The sequence below is a fragment of the Cyclobacterium sp. SYSU L10401 genome (assembly GCF_010993705.1).
Taxonomy (GTDB): Bacteria; Bacteroidota; Bacteroidia; order Cytophagales; family Cyclobacteriaceae; genus Cyclobacterium.
Window position 1 is genome coordinate 75,150 of record NZ_WOFO01000006.1, and the last position, 20,922, is coordinate 96,071.

General features: G+C 44.3%; 14 protein-coding genes. 2 read left to right on the forward strand and 12 right to left on the reverse strand.

What is annotated here, in order from left to right; translation table 11 throughout:
* Positions 1-11 precede the first annotated feature (11 nt).
* The 6 genes from GL182_RS14910 to GL182_RS14935 all read right to left on the reverse strand — a co-directional run bounded on the left by GL182_RS14910 (position 12) and on the right by GL182_RS14935 (position 10,507).
* Positions 12-992, reverse strand: coding sequence for a formylglycine-generating enzyme family protein (locus tag GL182_RS14910; RefSeq protein WP_163380572.1), 981 nt, complete (start codon positions 990-992; stop codon positions 12-14).
* A gap of 165 nt (positions 993-1,157) precedes the next feature.
* Complete coding sequence (locus GL182_RS14915) at positions 1,158-2,102, reverse strand: hypothetical protein (protein WP_163380573.1); 945 nt, start codon at positions 2,100-2,102, stop codon at positions 1,158-1,160.
* A 5-nt stretch (positions 2,103-2,107) separates the two neighbouring features.
* Positions 2,108-3,574 (reverse strand): MBOAT family O-acyltransferase, encoded by a 1,467-nt coding sequence (locus tag GL182_RS14920; protein WP_163380574.1) that lies wholly within the window; start codon positions 3,572-3,574, stop codon positions 2,108-2,110.
* A 187-nt stretch (positions 3,575-3,761) separates the two neighbouring features.
* The gene (gene uvrA, locus GL182_RS14925) at positions 3,762-6,590 is read right to left on the reverse strand and encodes an excinuclease ABC subunit UvrA (RefSeq protein WP_163380575.1); all 2,829 of its coding nucleotides are present in this window, start codon (positions 6,588-6,590) and stop codon (positions 3,762-3,764) included.
* Positions 6,591-6,676: 86 nt separating this feature from the next.
* Positions 6,677-8,782, reverse strand: a complete 2,106-nt coding sequence (locus GL182_RS14930; protein WP_163380576.1) for a hypothetical protein — start codon at positions 8,780-8,782, stop codon at positions 6,677-6,679.
* A gap of 141 nt (positions 8,783-8,923) precedes the next feature.
* The gene (locus tag GL182_RS14935) at positions 8,924-10,507 is read right to left on the reverse strand and encodes an ATP-dependent RecD-like DNA helicase (protein WP_163380577.1); all 1,584 of its coding nucleotides are present in this window, start codon (positions 10,505-10,507) and stop codon (positions 8,924-8,926) included.
* Positions 10,508-10,626: 119 nt separating this feature from the next.
* Between GL182_RS14935 and GL182_RS14940 the strand changes: the two genes are divergently transcribed.
* Positions 10,627-11,706, forward strand: coding sequence for an endonuclease/exonuclease/phosphatase family protein (locus GL182_RS14940; protein ID WP_163380578.1), 1,080 nt, complete (start codon positions 10,627-10,629; stop codon positions 11,704-11,706).
* Here GL182_RS14940 and GL182_RS14945 read toward each other — a convergent pair whose 3' ends face one another.
* From GL182_RS14945 to GL182_RS14955, 3 genes are read right to left on the reverse strand one after another with little or no spacing between them, the layout of a single operon-like run.
* Complete coding sequence (locus GL182_RS14945; protein ID WP_163380579.1) at positions 11,707-12,630, reverse strand: sugar phosphate isomerase/epimerase family protein; 924 nt, start codon at positions 12,628-12,630, stop codon at positions 11,707-11,709.
* A gap of 12 nt (positions 12,631-12,642) precedes the next feature.
* Positions 12,643-13,797 (reverse strand): methionine aminotransferase, encoded by a 1,155-nt coding sequence (locus GL182_RS14950; protein ID WP_163380580.1) that lies wholly within the window; start codon positions 13,795-13,797, stop codon positions 12,643-12,645.
* A 50-nt stretch (positions 13,798-13,847) separates the two neighbouring features.
* Entirely contained in the window at positions 13,848-14,318 is a 471-nt protein-coding gene (locus GL182_RS14955) for a GlcG/HbpS family heme-binding protein (RefSeq protein WP_163380581.1), read from the reverse strand.
* Positions 14,319-14,415: 97 nt separating this feature from the next.
* Here GL182_RS14955 and GL182_RS14960 point away from each other — a divergent pair, with 97 nt between their 5' ends.
* A complete protein-coding gene (locus GL182_RS14960; RefSeq protein ID WP_163380582.1) occupies positions 14,416-14,838 on the forward strand; it encodes a secondary thiamine-phosphate synthase enzyme YjbQ in 423 nt (140 codons plus the stop codon).
* 93 nt (positions 14,839-14,931) lie between these two features.
* Here the strand turns inward: GL182_RS14960 and dgt are convergent, their stop codons facing one another.
* From dgt to GL182_RS14975, 3 genes are read right to left on the reverse strand one after another with little or no spacing between them, the layout of a single operon-like run.
* Entirely contained in the window at positions 14,932-16,260 is a 1,329-nt protein-coding gene (gene dgt / locus GL182_RS14965) for a dGTP triphosphohydrolase (protein ID WP_163380583.1), read from the reverse strand.
* 49 nt (positions 16,261-16,309) lie between these two features.
* Positions 16,310-17,731 (reverse strand): TolC family protein, encoded by a 1,422-nt coding sequence (locus GL182_RS14970; protein WP_163380584.1) that lies wholly within the window; start codon positions 17,729-17,731, stop codon positions 16,310-16,312.
* 9 nt (positions 17,732-17,740) lie between these two features.
* Positions 17,741-20,914: an efflux RND transporter permease subunit gene (locus tag GL182_RS14975; protein ID WP_163380585.1), complete on the reverse strand. Its 3,174-nt coding sequence runs from the start codon at positions 20,912-20,914 to the stop codon at positions 17,741-17,743.
* Positions 20,915-20,922 lie beyond the last annotated feature (8 nt).

A 20,922-nucleotide genomic window follows, 5' to 3' on the forward strand; every position in this document is an offset into this window, starting at 1 on the left:
GAGTTAGGTAATTAATAATCTTCCATTGGCGTGGTGCCATAATATTTTTCTATTTCTTCAGGACTGGGCGTATCGAGTGGCCTTACCAGGCGCATGCCCAGGAACGGGGCTTCCGGAAACCACCATTGACTTTTCGGGATTTGTGGATCAATTCGCTTCCATTCTGGTGTACTGGCAAAGCGCTTGCTGGTCCTAAGCATTTCCGGCTCACTTTTGTAACTACCTCCACGGATTACCTTAGGGTACAATTCCTCGGATTCATACAAGGGATTGGAAGCTTTATTTCCCCTTATTTCATAGGCATCCGGCTGATAGTGATCTTGCGTCCACTCATTGACATTTCCCAAAATATCATACAGGCCCCAGGGGTTGGGTTCCTTCTGACCCACTTTATGTGTGGTCCCATCACTATTGGCAGCATACCAGGCATACTTTTCAAGGTCTCCCGGATCATCTCCAAAAAAATAATCTGTATCTGATCCGGCTTTAGCCGCATATTCCCACTCTGCTTCCGTTGGAAGTCTGTAAAATATACCCGTCTTCAGATACAACCACCTGCAAAACTGAATCGCTCCATATTGAGTCATGGCAATGGCGGGCTTATTTTCCTTCCCCATCCCAAAAGTCATGTCCAGGTATGGAATGGATGGCCTGCTCAATCCATCTACTTCCGGATTCAAAGGTCCTTCACTGATCGACTCCTCAAAGCCCTTGTCTAAAAACAATTCGAACAAATCCCAGGTAACTTCATGTGAAGCCATCCAGAATGGGGCAATTTCTACTTCATGAACCGGGCGCTCATCCGGTTCTCCTGTACTATTTCCCATTTTAAACGTACCTTCCGGAATAGGAACCATCCCGAATGACAAACCGGTATCTGGGATTTCTTGTTGATACGGGTCAAAAGACACTTCATCCTGATAGGTACTGCCAAGAAGCAATGTCAAACCCGATGCTCCCAGGACAATTGTTGATTGCAATATTTTTAACATGAATGAACTTATGAAATGCTTGTGTTGCGTTTTTGTGAATTAACCTTTCCCGTATTTTCTTATCGGGTGGGGAATTTACTGTTAATTTTTAATAATTGAAAGCCCATTCATAAGGACGGTAATAAGCCCCCTTTTTACGGTTCATTGTCGGAAAAAAATTTCCTTTTAATTAAAGTTAGATAGCCGGGAATCAATTTCTTTGTAAAATATGGAATTTTTTGGAGAATAGGTTCTGATCTCTTTGTGAATCATCCGGGCAATTTCATTTGTAAAGTGCACGGGATCCCTAAAATTATCTTTATTCCTCGTCAAACTGGACTTTTCATTAAAGTTAAATACATCTCCCAGGCTCCTCAAATCAGAAAGAAATCTGTCATCATAATCCTCCAATTCATATCGGTCTACCAATTCCTGGTAATCCTGGTGTAATGGGGGGATCCAAAAAATAAGTTTGATGTCATTTTTCTTGCAGTAGACTGATATCTCCTTCAGTTGACTAAAATATTCATCCGGATAAGCCATCTTTCCGTAAAACTTATCCACTCCCTTTAGTTTTTGCTCCCAAAAATAGATTTTATCTGCTGAATCGTCAGCTTCGGGAGCGGAATCTCCAGCCTGCTCTCCGGCCATGACTAGCGAATAGGCGGCCTTAAAAGTGTAGTTGTTAAATGCATAAGAGAAAAAATTACTTTTTCTGCTAATGGTCTCCTCTACCCAAAACCTCTTATTGTATTTGTTGTAAAGGCTTAGATTAATACCCATCAATACCGTATCGGGCTGATGAATCGAAGTTGCCCACCAAAATGACTGTATCATTTCCTTCAAACTTGCCCCCCCGTAAGCCAGGTTGGACCAGTTTTCGTGATTCATCACTTCATACAACCCATTAGTCCTGGAGTCTCCTATGACCCAATTATTTTTAGGTGCATTTCGAAAAGCTATCATTTTATAAAGGTGAGGTTCAATGTCCATGGCCACTGCTTCCTTTTGCTCATCGGAAATCAAGCCAGAGCGGTTCAAGTAATTGAAAGGATCAATCAGAATGATCCACAAACAATAAAGGCAGAAGGGAACCAGAAAAATAAGGGAATTGATGATAAACCTTTTCATTTTACTTAAAATTGAAAATAAATAAACTCCTGTTGGACACCATTCATAAGAAAGCAAAAGATAATCACTGCATAATAAGCACTCCATCTAACCACTTTGGGCACCCTGCTTACATCAAATTCCAGACCATGGTTCTTTTCACGCTGAAGCCATTCGACCAATACAAATCCTATGATAAGAAAGAAAAGGTATATCAGGTGGTTTCCGGTATTCATGGTCCAGAAGTCCTTGACCGGAAGCTCCAAAAGGCTAGCTGAAAAAATGATAGACAGGTAATCCAGGGCCATGCTTATGCTATCTGCTCGAAAAAATATCCAGGCAAGGGATGTCAGCATAAAGGTGGTACCCATTTGAAAAACCTCTTTTGCCGAAGGCAGTAGCCTTCCTGAAGCTACTGTATCTGAAGTATATTTCCGGTTATTTCTGGTCAGCAGTAATGGCAGGTAGAAAGCAGCATGCAAGGCTCCCCAGAAAATAAAGGTCCAGTTGGCCCCATGCCAGAATCCGCTCACAATAAAAATAATGAAGATATTCCTGATGGTTTTGATTTTATTCTCCTGGCTTCCTCCGAGAGGAATGTACACATAATCTCTAAACCAGGTAGATAGGGAGATGTGCCACCTTCGCCAAAATTCAGCTATGTCTCTGGAAAAATAAGGGAACGCAAAATTCTTCCTTAACTCAAAGCCAAACAAACGGGCCGAACCAATGGCAATATCAGAGTAGCCAGAGAAGTCCCCGTAAATTTGTAAGGCAAAAAGTACCGCACCCAGAAACAAGGTGCTGCCTGAATAATCTCCATAATTCGAGAAAATATCATTGACATAGATGGCACAATTGTCAGCTATAACAATTTTTTTAAACAATCCCCACAATATCTGACGCATCCCATCATTTGCTTTTCCCAATTCAAATTCCCGCATCTTGAAGAATTGAGGCAATAAATGGGTAGCCCTCTCTATTGGCCCTGCCACCAGTTGGGGAAAAAAACTCACGTAGGCAAAGAATGAAACAGGATCCGTGGAAGGAGCCAGCTTTTTCCTGTAGACATCAATGGTATAACTCATGGTCTGGAAGGTGTAAAAACTGATGCCAACCGGTAAAACAATTGAAAGCCTGTCAGGATCCATGGGTCTGCCCAGGAGCGTAAAAGCATCAGCAAAGCTCTCAGCAAAAAAATTATAATACTTGAAAAAGCCTAAAAACCCAATGTTCACTGCAATGCTGGCAAACAACAAGGCCTTGCGCTGTAGCGGCTTATCCCTGCGGTTAAGCTGAAGCCCTATCAGGAAATCGACCAAGGAACTGAAAGCTATTAGTGACAAAAACCGGTAGTCCCACCAGCCATAGAAAATATAACTGGCCACCAATAACCAAAGATTCTGGACCTTTATATCTTTATTGAAAACAAACCAATAAAGAATAAATACCAGAGGTAGAAAGATCAGGAATTCAATGGAATTGAATAACATGACAATGAATAAAATATGTAGGGTAAAAATTTATCACAGCCTAATCCCCTTGAAACAATTATGCCAAAACAGGTACTAAACTATGATTCCGAACAAATTTAGAGATAAAAAACATAAAAGTGATACTTAATCACAAAAAATTAATTTTAACTGGGATGAGAAAAATATTTAATGATCAATTTCTGCCTCATCCGTAGCCATTTTTCCCCAGTTCTTTAAGAAATATCCCGGTAAAATTCTCTTCCATTTGGATCAGGTCTTCGGGTACGCCTTCGAAGGTAACCTGCCCCCCTTTTTCTCCTCCCTCGGGACCCAAATCAATGACCCAGTCTGCTGCACGGATCACCTCTGTGTTGTGCTCGATGATCAAAATGGTATGACCCTGATCAATCAGGGCGTTAATGGAATGCAAAAGTTTTTTGATGTCGTGAAAATGAAGGCCTGTGGTTGGTTCATCGAATATGAACAGTATTTTATCCTTAGCCCTTGTATCATTTTTTCCTAAAAATGACGCCAATTTAACACGCTGCGCTTCTCCTCCGCTTAGGGTGTTGGAGGATTGGCCCAGACCTATATATCCGAGACCCACTTCCTGAAGGGGCCTTAGTTTTTGAATGATCCCATTAACACCTTTAAAAAATTCCATGGCTTCATCTATGGTCATGGCCAGCACATCTGCTATGTTTTTTTCTTTATACCTGATGTCCAGAATTTCATTCTTAAACCTTTTTCCTTTACAGGACTCACAGGTTAGGTAAATGTCTGCCATAAACTGCATTTCAACCTTTTGAGTACCTTCTCCCTGACAAGCCTCACACCTGCCTCCATCTACATTGAAGCTAAAAAAGGCAGGTTTATAGGCTCTTTGCCTAGAAAGGGGTAGGTCTGCAAACAATGACCTGATGCCGTCATAAGCTTTGACGTAGGTAACCGGATTAGACCTGGATGATTTTCCAATTGGATTCTGGTCCACAAATTCCACCCTGTTGATTTGTCTGTAATCCCCCTCCAGCTTTTCCAGTTTGCCTGACTCGTCTGTTACTGTTCCCAATATTTTCCCTAAAGCGGGATACAGCACTTTTTTGACCAGGGTGGATTTACCCGAACCACTTACTCCTGTGACTACTGTAAGCACTCCCAGGGGTATTTTCACGCTGATGTTTTTAAGGTTGTTTTCCCTGGCCCCCTTGATTAGGATGTGATCCTTCCATTTCCTGTTTTCTGTTTTCAGGCTGATTGACTCCTGCCCATTGATATACCGGGAAGTATGGGTGTTTCCGGCCTGCAGCAATTCACTGAGGCTGCCTTGAAAAACAAGTTCACCCCCGTGAATGCCGGCATCAGGCCCTATATCAATAACCTGATCAGCAGACCTGATAATTTTCTCCTCGTGTTCCACAACGATCACAGTGTTTCCCAGGTCACGAAGGGTTTTCAATACCGCAATCAGGCGCATGGTATCTCTGGGGTGAAGGCCTATACTGGGCTCATCTAGAATATACATGGAACCCACCAAGGCACTTCCCAATGAAGTGGCCAATTTGATCCGTTGAAACTCTCCTCCTGAAAGGGAAGAGGTAAGCCTGTTTAAGGTAAGGTAACCCAGACCAACCTGGTCGAGGTATTCAAGCCTGTTGATGATTTCCTTCAATAACCTTTGGGCCACCTTTTCCTCTGCGGAAGTAAGCCTGATGTTCTCAAAGAAATGCAAGGCCTGATCCAATGGTAGAAGGACAATGTCGGTGATGGATTTGCCATCAATTTTGACAAAGGATGCGTCCTTTCTGATTCTTGTTCCCTTACAATCAGGACAGCTGGTTCTACCCCTGAATCTGGAGAGCATTACCCTGTATTGGATTTTGTGAAGCTTGCTTTCTATGAAGGCAAAAAATTCATTTATACCTTTGAAATAAGAATTTCCAGTCCAAAGCAACTCTTTTTCATTTTCGTTCAAATCTTCATAGGGCCTGTGAATAGGGAAATCAAACCTGATACCGTTTTTTAACAAAGGTTCCAACCATTTTTTGGTTGTTTCACCCCTCCAGGGAGCAATGGCTCCTTCAAAAATGGAAAGGGTCTTATCGGGGATTACCAAATCCGGATCAATTCCTAAAACCGAGCCAAATCCCTCGCATGTCCGGCAGGCACCATAGGGGTTATTAAAACTAAAAAAATTCACTGAAGGCAGTTCAAACCTGATCCCGTCCAATTCAAACTTATCACTGAAAGTCTTTTTAGCCCTATCCGGAACGACGATGGTACAGGCACCATGGCCTTCAAAAAACGCTGTCTGAACACTGTCTGCAATCCTGAACTGATTGTCTTCGTCTTCAATTTTAACGGAAACCCTATCTATCAGAATCTCATAGTCACCTTCGGGAAAATCTTTATTCTCCAGGATTTCCTCTACAAAATAAGCCTGTCCATCGATTAATATCCGGGTATAGCCTTTTTGTAACAGTACTTCCAATTCCTTTTCCTTACTTCTTCCTTCCACGAGGTGAAGGGGGCAACTGATCATCACCTTTTCACCTTCTTCAAATCCATGAATAAAATCTACCACATCAGTTACCGTATGGTGTTTGACTTCTTCCCCGCTAACCGGAGAAAAAGTCTTTCCAATCCGGCTGAAAAGTAGCTTCAAATAATCATACACTTCGGTAGTAGTACCTACAGTAGATCTGGGGTTTTTGGTGTTCACATTTTGCTGGATAGCTATGGCCGGGGAAACGCCCCTGATGTATTCTACTTCAGGCTTTTCCATTCTCCCTAAAAACTGTCTTGCGTAGGAACTCAGGCTTTCGACGTACATGCGCTGCCCCTCGGCAAACAGGGTATCAAAAGCCAGTGAAGACTTTCCTGAACCTGACAATCCGGTCACCACCACTAATCTGTTTCTTGGAATGGCAATGCTCAGGTTTTTTAAATTATTTACCCGGGCATTCTTAATGATGATAAAGGATTTAGGATCCAGTTTATCCAGGTCGGTAGTATTCTCGGTATGCTTTGTCCCCATATCTTGCAAAGATACCAACCCAACCCTAGAAATGATAAATTGTTATTAAAAATTAAGTCTCTGACTATCCCTGAATATGCTTTTGGTCAACGCTTCATTATTTTATAAACACTTGTTTCCTTGTCCGTTTCAAGGATTAGCATATAGTGAGCTACCGGAAAGTCTCGTATATCTATGCTGTACCTGTACTCCCCTGTTCGCTCAATTTTTGGTTCCCTACTTATCCGCTGATCCTGGCTGCTCAACCTAACCCTAACGACCTCTTCCTCGGTTTCAAAATGGACAAAATCAACCGTCGGGTTTGGAAATGGCAGCAGCTTCTTTCTTAGAGAGTTGTTTTCTACCCTGATCACCTCGGAATGGCTGAAATCACCATTCAAATCCACCTGGCTAATCCTGTAAAAAGCTTTTTTATCCGTTACCAAACTATCTTCAGCCTGGTAAGCCCTGGTGCCGCTACTCTGCCCGCTTGCAGGAACAGACCCTGGCAGGGCTTTCCATTGATGCCCATCTGGGGATTTTTCAACAACAAAATGACTGGTGTTTTTCTCTTGAACTGTAGTCCAGTATAGACAATTGCTTTCTCCGCATGACTGTCCGGAAATTTCTCCCCACCGCAAAGGCAGGATTAAGCTGGCCATGTCATAATAGAAATCAATTGAATTTCCTCCCGTAACTTCGAAATACTCCATCACTAAATCCAGGGTCTCCATACCTGCAGGCACATCATACTGTGCTGTATAGGTGGTTCCCGCACTACCTCCGGATTCCCACTGCCCGGAAAGCAACCAGGTAACGCCTCCATCCACACTTAATCTAAATCCATCATCGGCTCTCACATTGAAACTCAAGGTACCCGGCTCTACGTCCATCCTCATCTTATAGCGTATGGAGAACCGGTCGGTGAGAAAAGGGCAACCGTAGTCAGGGCTAAAGGTTACCGGAGAGGAGGGTAACCCATTGTAGTCAAAATCCTGAAGAAAGATGTCCTGTTCAACCATTCTTCCCAGGTAATCCTCAGAATCAAAGTTTTTTTCTCCGGAATAAATATGTCCGATCCACTCATTGTTACCATATTCACTTTGATCCAAATCATCTATCACGTTGATGTTCACTTCCAGGATATTGGAGGCAAAAGAATTGATTAGGGTATTTCCTTCCCCATCTGTAACGGTATTTTCTGCCTTCCTTCTATAATACCTGGTACCTGTCCAGTTATTGTCCGGATCATTTTCATCGTACTGGGGCAGGTCGTAGGTCAGGCCCGTAGCATTGGAAATATCGATCCAATCCCCCTCCACGGGATTGGGAAGGGTAGTATACTGCCACTGGTATTCCGGAGCCGTTCCCTCAGCAAAAACGGCCGGACCCAGGGATTCAAATGGTTCGGGATCAGGGGCGATACCACAATATGACCGAACACCCATCGCACTTCCGGGATTGGCAATTTCTCCAGGCCCGAAATACAATTCAAAGTTAAAGCTTAACCGGTTATTGCCTTTTTTCTCAAAATAATACAAGTCCATCCAAATTGACTCCCCGCCATTAAACGGAATGTAGTAATTCCTGATATTTTGATTATACACAAAATTATACAATCCATCACTCCCGTCTTTATACCAATTGTCATGTATAACAGGATCGCCATTTATATCTAAAGTTGGATTTGAATTATTTCCTGCTTCATACATTTTAAAATAAGACCCGTCGTCACTACCAATTCTTACCCGGTAGATTCCAGGCTCTTCCATGACCTTTCTGCTACGCATGATGACACCAAAATCTTGTAATTGGGTATCGCAACCTCCAGCTGAATAGGGATCAACTCCGGTCGAAAAAAAGTTTTCATCATTTGAAAACCCATCGATGGATCCATCTCCAAAAGTTGTATCAAAATTTAGTGAATTACTGGGCAGAAAATGACTTCCTCCTCTCATCAAAACACCCTTGAACTTTTTATCTGCCTGACTGTAATCTACAAATGATCTGTTATAATCAAGGGTTGGCCGGTAATCGGGTGACAATTGATACACATAGGCATACCAGGTCGAATGCCGGGAAAATCCACCTCCCGGAATCGGACTAAACTCGCAATCAAGTTGGGCATATGTTTGTCCAATGCTTCCTGCGATAATTCCAATTAATACCAATAATCTGGCAAGATTATTTTTTTGCTGTTTATCATCTCTCAAAGCCCCTCCTCTTTAAAAATACAATTTTTCGAAAAGCACTTATATTGCTGTCAATTACAAATTTATATATTTAAAATTGTAACTCCAACAAGTTTGAGAAAAAAATATCAGCTAACAGCCTGGCCATCAACGTTGATTTCCCTACTTCCTCTTATGTCTTTCCTCCAGCCAGGGCTTTATCAAAAGAAACTGCTTCCATTTGGCATAAGCCGTAATGTCGTGAATTTCCTGAACGGCTTCAAAAATTCTTCTTGCCTTATCAAAATTTCCTTTTCTGTACGCGTGGAGGGCATAGGGAAGGGATGACAAGGCCCTTTGTAACTTCAATTCTTCTTCAATCTCTGTTTCTTCATGCCGTTGCAAGCTGAAATTAAGGCTATCCTGACTCACCTTTACACTTTGCATGCCGATAGGTGCTTTCAAGACCAAACCGTCCAGATCTGTACAGCGGCTGAGCGCCACGTATACCTGTCCCGCTTCAAAAGATCGTCCGATGTCAACGATGCATTTGTCAAAAGTCAGACCCTGACTTTTGTGCACGGTAATGGCCCATGCCAGCTTTAAAGGAAATTGGGTAAATTTCCCGACCTCTTCAGCATCTACCCGCTGCTCTTTTTCATTGTAGCGAAAATCTACGTTTTCCCAAACCTCTCTTTCTACCTCATAAAAAGCACCATTATTTCCTTCTACCTTGATTCTATTGGCCTCCAGCTCTACTACTTTACCAATCATGCCGTTATAGTAATTCTTATCGCCATTGTTTCGCATAAAAATCACCTGAGCACCTACCTTTAGGGTAAGGTCAATGGGGTCAAAAGGAGCCATTGAGGGCGGGAAATCACCTTCAATGCTGGCCTTATATTCCCGGGAAGGAGATGTCAACAATTCCAATTTCTGCTGATTGATTTGAGAAATGGAATGGTTATGGGTACCCAACAAAATATATCCCTGATCCAATAGATCAAAATGATAGGCTTTTGCCCTTTCATTTAAAAAGCGAATGTCATCATAGGTATGCCGGCTTTCCCTGATCCTGTTTAACATATCTTTGAACATCCCGTCCTTTTGCCGGTAAATTTTCTGCAGGGCAATATGATAGGGACCGAGTTGCCTAAAAGCGTAGGAACTAAAAAAAAACCTGGTCTCATAATGATTGGAAAGGAAGGGCCAGTCCGCCTCTCTGACGACCGGCGGTAATTGAAAGGGGTCACCTATCAGAATGAGTTGCACTCCTCCAAAGGGCAGGTGCATCTTTTTCCTGAAAACCCGAAGTATCTGGTCCAGAATATCCAACATTTCCACCCTCACCATGGAAATTTCATCAATAACCAGAATATCCAGACTTTTGATAACGTTTAACCTGCTTTTGGAATATTTAAAGGTGTCATAGATGGATTCCTTGTTTCCTTTCGCTTTGGGCTGTAACCTGGGATCTCCCGGTAAAAACAATTGCCTGGGATTAATCTGGAAAAAACTGTGGATGGTCTTCCCCCTGGCGTTTATGGCAGCCACTCCGGTAGGTGCTACTACAGCCATGTTTTTTGTGGAATTTAACTTCCTCAAGGTATGTAAAAAGGTAGTTTTTCCGGTACCTGCCCTGCCGGTAAGGAAAAGGGATTTATGGGTATACAGGGCTATCTCCAGCGCCTGTATAAACGGCTCATTGGACATGTCCAATCCCCTGGATTCAAACTCCTGCCTGAAAAATGTTTTTAAAAAATTCATTGGCCCTTAAATTATTGATTTACCCGATAAAATTATAAATTAATCTACGGTTTTCGCATATCTTGTAAATAATTAGAATTCAAAACGACTTTAAAAGGTATTAAAAATCTGTTTTTAGTATGGAATTAGCCCTCACCATAGGCAGGATTACCCTAAGCTCCCTATGCATATTGGCGGTAATCGCTTCCAAAATCAAATTAGGCAACTGGTGGATCAGGGTTTTTGATTTTCCCAGAATTCAATTGCTGACCCTCGCTACTATAGCCATTGTTTTATTTTTTATTCCTTCCCTGGAAGTCAAAACATGGAATTTGATCCTGCTCTCCCTGGTAGTTTTCAGCTTTTTCTTCCAGGCCAAAAAAATATCTTCCTATACCTTTTTTGCTAAAAAAGAGGTCAGGCGCTTTCAGGGTATAGACCAGGAAAACGAAATTGCCTTACTGGTCAGCAACGTTTTGACCCCAAACCGGCAGGTACAGAAGCTGATCGATCTGGTCCACCAATACCAGCCCAACCTGGTTCTGACCCTTGAATCGGATAAATGGTGGGAAAATCATTTGAAACCACTGGAAAAAGACTTTCCCTATCAGGTAAAAATACCACTGGATAACCTCTACGGCATGCATCTTTATTCCAATTTGCCATTGGAAAACACCAAAGTCCATTATTTAGTAAAAGATGATATCCCTTCCATTCATTCAGAAGTGGTATTGCCTTCCGGAAAGAAAGTACAAATCCATTGCGTGCACCCGGAGCCACCCAGCCCTACAGAAAGTGACACTTCGGTACCCCGGGATGCCGAACTGCTGATTGTGGGAAAAAACGTTAAGAATGCCGACCTACCGGTTTTGGTCTTCGGAGACCTTAATGATGTGGCATGGTCCCGAACCACGCGGTTGTTTCAAAAAATCAGTGGCCTGCTGGACCCCAGAAAGGGGCGGGGTTTTTACAATACCTTTCATGCCAGGCACGTCATGTTGAGGTGGCCGCTGGACCATATTTTTCATTCAGATCAATTTCAGTTGAAAAAAATCAAACGGCTCCCTTCCATTTCTTCGGACCATTTTCCCATGTTTATTCACCTGGTGCTTTCTCCCGAAAATAGACAGGAGGACCAGGAAGAAAAACTGGATCAAGATGAGAAAAGATGGACCAAAAAAACCATTGATGATGCCAATCCCAATATCCTCACCATCTGATCAACCAAAGGGGATAAATTGTCTCAGGTAGTTTCTTGAGGCCAAAATGGCCATTCTAACGTCTTCCTCAGACTTTTCAAATGCCTTGTCTTCCACTTCTATGCAGCAAGGACCCCTGTACCCCACATCGGTAAGCGCAGCGAAAAACCTGCCCCAGGGCACATCTCCCAATCCGGGTATTTTAGGGGAATGGTACTCCAGCGGGTTGGCCAGAATCCCTACCCTGTTGAGCTTCTCCCGGTATACTTTCACATCCTTCAGGTGTATATGGTGTAAGCGGTCCTTGAATTCATAAAGGGGAAGTACCGGATCCATTTGCATCCAGACCAAATGAGAAGGATCGTAATTCAATCCAAAATTTGGATCCGGAATAAGATCAAACATTTTCTCCCAAACTGCAGGAGAGATGGCCAGATTTTTCCCTCCCGGCCACTCGTCATTGGTAAAAAACATGGGACAGTTCTCTATCCCTAATTTTACGCCTCTTTTGGATCCATAAGCCACGATTTCGGGAAATCTCTCTGCAAACATCTTAAAATTATCCTCTATGTTTAACGAAGGATTCCTGCCGATGAAAGTATTGACCACAGGAATACCGAGTTTTTCAGCCCCATCAATTACTGCCTTGATATGCGTAATTGCAGCCTGGGCCTTTTTATCATCGGGTTCCATGGGATTCGGGTAATAGCCCAAACCGGATACAAATACTCCTTTTTCCCTTTGATAATTCCTGATGTACTTCACTTTATCATCATCCAGGGTCTCCACATTGATATGGCTTACTCCAGCGTAGCGTCTTTCTGCTTTGCCTTTGGGCCAGCACATGATTTCAACACAGGAAAATTGCTCCTTTGCAGCAAAATCAATTACTTCTTCGAAAGTTTTTTCAGGTAAAATCGCACTAACAAATCCTAATTTAAGCATGTGTTTTAATCTTTAAAGTTTGGACAGAATCTCTCCGGCCTTATCCAGAATTTCATCGTCCTTTGCAAAACAAAATCTCAATAATTTATCGTCTTTCTTATCCTTGTAAAACACCGAAACCGGTACGGAGGCCACTTTACATGTTTTCGTGAGTCTGATGGCAAGGTCATAATCATACTCCTCCGTGATGTTGCGGTAAGAAGCGATTTGGAAAAAACTTCCTTTGGAAGGACTAAAGGTAAAACGGGAAGCTTTCAACGCTTCATTAAACCGATCTCTTTTTTTCTGATAGAAATCCCCCAGGAGCAGGTAATGCTCAGGGAGTTTCAGAAAATCTGCCAGGGCATATTGCATGGGGGTAACGGTACTGAAGGTAATGTATTGATGGATTCTCCTAAATTCTTTGGTCAAGGCCTTTGGTGCCAGGCAATACCCGATTTTCCACCCCGTAGTATGGTAGGTCTTGCCCACAGATCCACAAATAAAAGTGCGCTCCTGCAATTGGGGATGAGTCATCATGGAATGATGGACTTCCCCGTCAAACACAATGTGTTCGTACACCTCATCGCTGATAATGTAGATATCCCTGTCCTTGACCAGCTCAGCCAGTGAATCAAGGTCTGCTTTACTGAAAACCGTTCCGACCGGATTGTGAGGGGTATTGATCATAATGGCCTTGGTTTTGTCGGTTATCCTGGCCCTGACAGCCTCCCAGTCTATTTTAAAATCAGGCGATTTCAGGGTAACATATACCGGAATCCCCCCATTCAAATCTATGGCTGGCACATAACTGTCATAGGCTGGCTCCAAAACGATCACCTCATCTCCCGGGTATACCACAGCCGTTACGGCACAAAAGATCGCTTCCGTCGCTCCGGATGTAATGGTCACCTCCGTTTCCGGATCATAATCTACAGCATAGACCAGGCTGGTTTTTTCAGCCAGACTTTCCCTGAAGGCAGGGACACCGCTCATGGGTGCATATTGGTTATATCCGTTTTTTACATAATGACTGACCAGTTCACTCAATTTGGGAGAACAGTCAAAACTGGGGAATCCCTGGGATAAATTGTAGGCTTTCTCATCTGTGGCCAGTTTGGACATGACGGTGAAAATGGTCGTTCCTACATAGGGCAGTTTTGAGGGTAAAATTTCTTCCTTTTGCATATATAAAAAAACAGCCCAAAAGGGCTATCTCATCTTGTCTGTATTCAATTTTATTCAAATGCGGCCAATCCTGCTGCAGCGATGATACCATCCTGGGCAGAGGTAACCCCGCTGACCCCAATGGATCCAATCACTTGTTCCCCCGCCTTGATGGGAAGCCCTCCTTCCACGGCCACCACCCCGGGCAAACTCATAATGTGCACATTCCCGGCCTGGACTCCATCCTGAAAAACCTTGGTGGGTCGTTTGAATTTCAATGCCGTAGTGGCCTTTTGAATGCCTACATCTACGCTTCCAATCTGGGTACCATCCATGCGACGCAGGGCGATCAGGTGACCCCCGGCATCAAGAATGGCAATCACCACATTCCAATTGTCCTGTCTGGCCCTGGCTTCTGCAGCATCAGAAATATTTTGGGCATCCTCCAGCGTCAACATCCGTGTCGTTTCCTGAGCCAATGTGGGAAAATGCGTGGATCCCACCATGACTAGCAGCAAGAAGAATAAAGAAAGTTTTTTCATTTTTCGGTGTCTTTAATGGTTTAGACTTAAATATAAAGAAATAATGGGTATTCTTAAATTTTTTACCTTTGAGAAACCATCAAAAGCAGATAAAGCGATGAAAATTTTTCAAAAAGAATTGGCTTTGCCTCCCTTCCGTCGAGGGTTTCACCTGATCACCGGACATATTGTGGATAACTTTCCCAAGATAGGGGAAATAGAGGCGGGAATGCTGCAAGTCTGGATCAAACATACTTCTGCCGGCCTGACCATCAATGAGAATGCTGACCCCACTGTTCGGAAGGATTTCGAAACCTTTAGCAACGACCTGGTGCCGGAAGATTATGCACATTTTATCCACACCTATGAAGGCCCTGATGACATGCCTGCGCACTTGAAATCAAGTATTTTCGGAGTATCGGTGCAAATTCCGATAAGTAGTGGAAAACTCAACCTGGGCTCCTGGCAGGGGATTTACCTGGGAGAATTCCGAAATCATGGAGGACGCAGAAAACTGGTACTGACCGCCTGGGGAGCATAAAGTTTCTACTTAAAAGAAATTAGCGGCTTTAAACAACTTTTGAGTAAGTTATCCACAGGTTTTTCCACAAAGACACAACACTTCATGCTCTATTTATTGACCAGGCAGGGCAATCCCCTTTACCCTGCGATACAGGGACAACGCATACTTGTCCGTCATGCCGGAAATAAAATCCAAAAGCTCCCGGATGATCGTGCTGGCGTCCTGCTTTTCCTGCAAGGCATAGGAAGAAGGAAGCAGCCTCAGTATACTTCTGTGGTGCCCGGAAAACTTTTCCTTTTGGAAATGATGCGCATAAAGAGCTCCGGCAAAAGTTTCCAAAAGTCCTTCCAATACCTGATAACCGGCAGCTTCTTTTTCCAATACCGGCTGAGAACGGTAAATTTGTTTTACGGAAAGGGCGGTTATTTCTTCTAATGGACCTGCAGAAGGAATGATGTCGGTCAGTGCCCGGTCAAATTCCCCAGACAACAATCGTGGTTCCAATTCCTCAAAAACCAATGCCGTTTCCTGTATCAGCTGGTTGATGGCCATGGCACGCATGATGGCCAGTTTTTGCCTGTTGCTGTCATACTTCTCCAGTTTTTCAGGATCAAATCTTTTGCCTATAATGGCTGCCAGAAGGGCAATGGTTTGCTCCAGGGAAACCAGCCCAAGCGTGCAGCCATCCTCCAGGTCAATGATGCTGTAACAGATATCATCGGCGGCTTCCACCAAAAAGGCAAGGGGATGTCTTATCCAGCAGGCATCCGCAATGCTGGGAATAGCCATCATTTCGGCAAGTTTTGTATAGTCCTCCAGGTTACCGGAAAAAAAGCCGAATTTCTTCTGGCTCCGCCGCTTTTGATCCCTGGCCGCAGTCCAGGAGGGCCTGGGATATTTGGTAAAGGCAGCAAGCGTAGGCGGAGAAATAAAGATCCCGTTTTTCTTGTCGACCAACATGCGAAAGCCTTGGGCATTGCCTTCGAAATGGGCCAGGTCTTCCCAGTCTTTGTCAGGGCATTGCCCTTTCCATAATTGCCCCAGGGTGTTAAATTTAAAAAAATCCGAGATGGCTTCCTCTCCGGCATGCCCAAACGGGGGATTGCCAATATCATGGGCCAGGGAAGCAGCTGCCACTATTCCCCCGATATCAAAAGGCTGCAATTGCTTAGCTGCCAGTCCGGGATATTTTTCCAGCAGGAACTTACCTGCGGATTTACCCAATGAGCGGCCTACACTGGAAACTTCCAGGCTATGTGTCAGCCGTGTATGCACAAAATCGTCTTCCGGCAGCGGAAAAACCTGGGTTTTGTCCTGCAGGTTCCGAAAGGGTGCAGAGAAAATGATGCGGTCATAATCCTTTTCAAACTGACTCCTTTGTCTGTCTGCCTCAGCAGATTGAAGGCCTTTCGGCAATAATAATTTTTCCCAATTCATCATGCAACCTCAAAAATACGAAGTGAAGTGCTGGGGAAAAAGAATTTCCGCCCTATTTCCATCCCCCACCCAAAGCCCGGTACAAGTCTACCACCGTGAGAAACATCTCAATCCGGGTATTGGTTTTACTTAATTCTGCTTCCAAGACCCTGGATTGAGCGGTAATCACCTCCAGATAGGAGGCATACCCCCCCCTGAATAGCTCATTGGAGGTGGATACGGCATTCAGCAATACAGCGGTTTCCTCATCACGGAGACTGTACACACTCCTTAGATTATCCAGCCTTTGCAGTTTACTGGATACTTCCTGGAAACCCTCCAGAATACGCTGCTGGTAATTGTAAAGGGCAATTTTATTGGTGGCTATGGCCTGGTCAAAATCTCCCTGAATCCTGTTTTGAGCAAAAATGGGAGCAGTCAGTCCTCCCAAAAGACCAATGGTAAGGCCTCCCGGCATTTTTAAAGCCGCAGGAAGGCTTCGATCATTCAATCCCGCATAGGGAGTCAGGCTAAAGGAGGGGAAAAATTCCTTCCTGGCTGCCTCCACATTGAAGTTGGCCGCCCTGAGCTCATGCTCAGCCTGTTGAATATCCGGTCTCCGGAGCAACATATCGGAGGGAATGCCCACTTCCATGCCATAAGGCAATTTGATCTCCAAAAGAGATGAAGCCCTGGATATGGGCTGCGGAAACCTCCCCAATATAAAATTAAGGTAGTTTTCCGTTTCAATGATTTCCTGTCGCTTTTCAAAAGCCAGGCTTTTGGTGGACAGCAATTGAGCGGAAAACTGCTGGACCGCTAACTCGGTGGCCCTTCCCGCCAACTTCTGAATTTTTATCAATTCCAGAGCCATTTCCTGAAATTCAATGTTTCGCTCTATGGTCTCCAGCTCAATGTCCATACCCAGCAGTTCATAATAAAACTTGGCTGTTTCAGCGACCATATTGGTTATCAACAGGTGCCTGCCCTTTTCCGTGGCAAGGAATTCTTCAAAATTGGCCTCTTTTCGATCCCTCAACTTACCCCAAACGTCTATTTCCCAGGTACTTTGAAATCCGATAAAATTGTTTTCCAGCCGGTTCACTACGTTTCTGTCACCGTTTATGGTTGACCCTAGCAAATTTGGGCGGATATCACCAGACCTGTACCGGACAATACCATCCATGGTAGGGTATATGGCCCCCTTGCTGATCTGAAATCTGGCTCGGGCTATTTCAATCCTTTCCAGGGCAGTAAGCAAGTCCAGGTTATTTTCCAGGCCTTCCTCTATGAGATAGACCAGATTGGGGTCATTGAAGAATTCCTCCCAGGAAATATCCCCGATACTCGATGAATCAGTTATGTCCAGAAAGGCATCAGGTACTGGTTCCATTTCCGGAAGCACGGGAACGTCTATACTTTTACAAGCGTACAAAGTCAGCATAGCCCATGCGGCTACAGCCAGACGTACGAAAAGTTTATTTTTTAAAAACATGAATGAATATCAATTATTGGAAAAAGATACGGGTGCCTCTTCCTCTAAAGGCAGTTCCGGTTCTGTTTCAATTTTTTTAAAGGTGAAGTGGGCAAAAATCACATACAATCCCGGTATGATGATCAATCCGAAAATGGTCCCGATAAACATGCCTCCTGCAGCGGCGGTACCGATGGACCTGTTGCCCAAAGCTCCTGCACCAGTAGCCATGGCCAGCGGCAACAAACCGGCAATAAAGGCAAAGGAAGTCATCAAAATAGGCCTGAGCCTGGTGACAGCTCCCTCTACCGCTGCCTGGATAACACCATGTCCTGCATCTCTTTTTTGAATGGCAAACTCAACAATCAAAATGGCGTTTTTTCCCAATAAACCTATCAACATGATCAGGGCCACCTGGGCATAAATGTTATTTTGCAGGCCTACGAGATACAAGGCGAAAAAGGCACCAAAAACACCTACAGGAAGAGAAAGGATAACTGGTAGCGGCAATAAAAAGCTTTCATACTGAGCTGAAAGGATCAAATAAACGAAGAGCAGACAAATCAGAAATATGATGATGGCCTGGTTTCCAGAGCCCACTTCTTCCCGGGACATGCCATACCAGTCGTGTCCGTAACCCTGCGGAAGTTTTTCGGCGGTGATACGCTCGATCGCAGCTATGACATCTCCACTACTGTATCCCGGGGCCGCTGCACCTTTTACCGTGGAGGAGTTGTACATATTAAATCGAGTCAGCTGCTCCGGACCGTAGGCTTTTTCCATGGTTAGGAAGGAGGAAATGGGTACCATTTCTCCTACATTGTTTTTGACCTGCAGGTTCATTACATCCTCTGGCTTGGCCCGGTATTCCGGCCCGGCCTGTAGCATCACATCATACATTTGTTCAAACCTGACAAAATCGGAGACAAACATACCACCTAGCAGTACCTGCATGGTGTTCAGTGCTTTGGAAATGGTAACCCCGTTCTTGGCGGCCATGTCCTGATCTATGTGCACGATAAACTGGGGAAAGGTAGGATCAAAATCAGTAAACGCATTGTTGATCTCCGGCGAAGCTTCCAATTCAGCTACCAGTTCATTGGTAATGGTTGCCAGTCTGTCCAGGTTTCCGGTGCCCGTTTGATCCAGGACTTTCATCTGAAAACCACTGGAATTGCCAAAACCCGAAACAGTAGGTGGCAAGAAGAAGTCGATTTTGGCATCCGATATGCCTTCTGCCAAATCCCTGAATTCATCCAGGGTTTGTTGGATAGGAAGCTCTTTTCTTTCATCCCAGGATTTCAAATTGACCATGGCCATTCCATAAGAAGCTCCTGAAAGTCCGTTTCCAAGGGAGTATCCTGCCAGACTGGACACCGACTCGACTGCCTCATTGCCCTCCAGTCTAATGATCAATTCGTCCAGTACCTTTTCCGTTCTTTCTACGGTAGCCCCTACCGGGGTAGTGACATTGACATATACCATGCTTTGGTCTTCGGTGGGAATAAAACCAGTGGGCAGGATTTTGCTGATGCCCCAGGTGGCAAAAAAGAAAAAGAGTAATATAAGGGTTGTTACCCCTCTTCTGGGAACGATATAGGTGATGTACTGATAGTATTTGTGTTCAAAGAAATTATAAAACCGGTTAAACCCATCAAAGAATCTTTGCAGCAAGGTTCGCTTTTTCTCCTGTCCGTAGTGGTTTTGAAGCAGTATGGCGCAAAGCGCCGGAGTAAGGGTAAGGGCATTGATACCAGAAATAAAAATAGCAAATGCCAATGTCAGTGAAAATTGCCTGTAGAAAATTCCCACCGGTCCGGACATGAAGGCCACCGGAATAAATACCGCTGACATCACCATGGTAATGGCAATGATGGCCCCGCCGATTTCCTTCATGGCAGCAAAGGTAGCCGGTCTAGGTGCCAGGCCTTCTTTTTCCATTTTGGCATGCACCGCTTCCACGACCACAATGGCATTGTCCACCACAATGCCTATGGCCAAAACCAGGGCAAAAAGGGTGAGCAAATTGATAGAAAAACCGAGCCACTGCATAAAAAACAAGGTCCCGATCAAGGCTACCGGAACCGCCAGGGTAGGAATCAGTGTGGACCGAAAGTCCTGAAGAAATATAAATACAACGATAAAAACCAGAATAAAGGCTTCCACGAGGGTTACCAGCACTTCCTGAATGGAGGCATTGAGGAATCGGGAGACATCGTAGGAAATCTTATAATCCATTCCTGAGGGGAAATTATTCTCCTTGATAGATGCCAGTCGTTTTTTGACATTGGCAATGACTTCACTGGCATTGGACCCGGGTCTCTGGATCACCATGATAGATGCGGCAGGCCGCCCATCCAGTTTGGAGATTCTGCCGTAATTCAGGTTTCCAAACTCAATATCTGCTATATCCTTCAGGCGAAGAATAGATCCATCAGGATTGGCCCGAACCACCAGGTTTTCGTATTGCTTGGGTTCGAAAAACTTACCGGAATATTTCAGGACGTATTGCAGCATCTGCATGCTTTTTCCAGAACTGATCCCCAGTTGACCCGGAGCCGCTTCTACATTCTGATTCCGTATGGCATCCACCACATCATCCGTGGCTACTTTATAGGCGGTCATTCTGTCCGGCTTCAACCAAACCCGCATGGAGTAATCCTTCGTACTCATGATCTCGGCAAAGCCCACGCCGTCTACCCGGCGCAGTTCTTGCAGTACGTTGAGATCTGTAAAATTGTAAATAAAGGTTTCATCCAGGCTTACATCTTCACTGGCCACATTGATGTACATGAGCAAGCCTTCCACTTCCTTTTCTACCGTAACACCTGCTTTCACCACTTCTTCAGGCAAATCGTTAACCACAGTAGAAATCCTGTTTTGCACTTCTACAGCTGCCAGGTCCGGATCAGTACCTGCTTCAAAATACACCTTTATAACGGTAGTCCCCCGGTTACTGCTCACAGAAGTCATGTAGGTCATCCCAGGAACTCCATTGATTACTTTTTCCAGAGGGGTGGCAACTGTTCTGGCACAAACTTCAGCATTGGCCCCCCTATACTTTGCCTTAACAGAGACCGAGGGTGGGGCAATATCCGGAAACAGTTCAACCGGGAGCGTAAAAAAAGACAACAAGCCCAACAGGACGAAAAAAAGAGAGATAACCAGGGATAATACCGGTCGCTTGATAAATAAATTAAACATGACTGAAT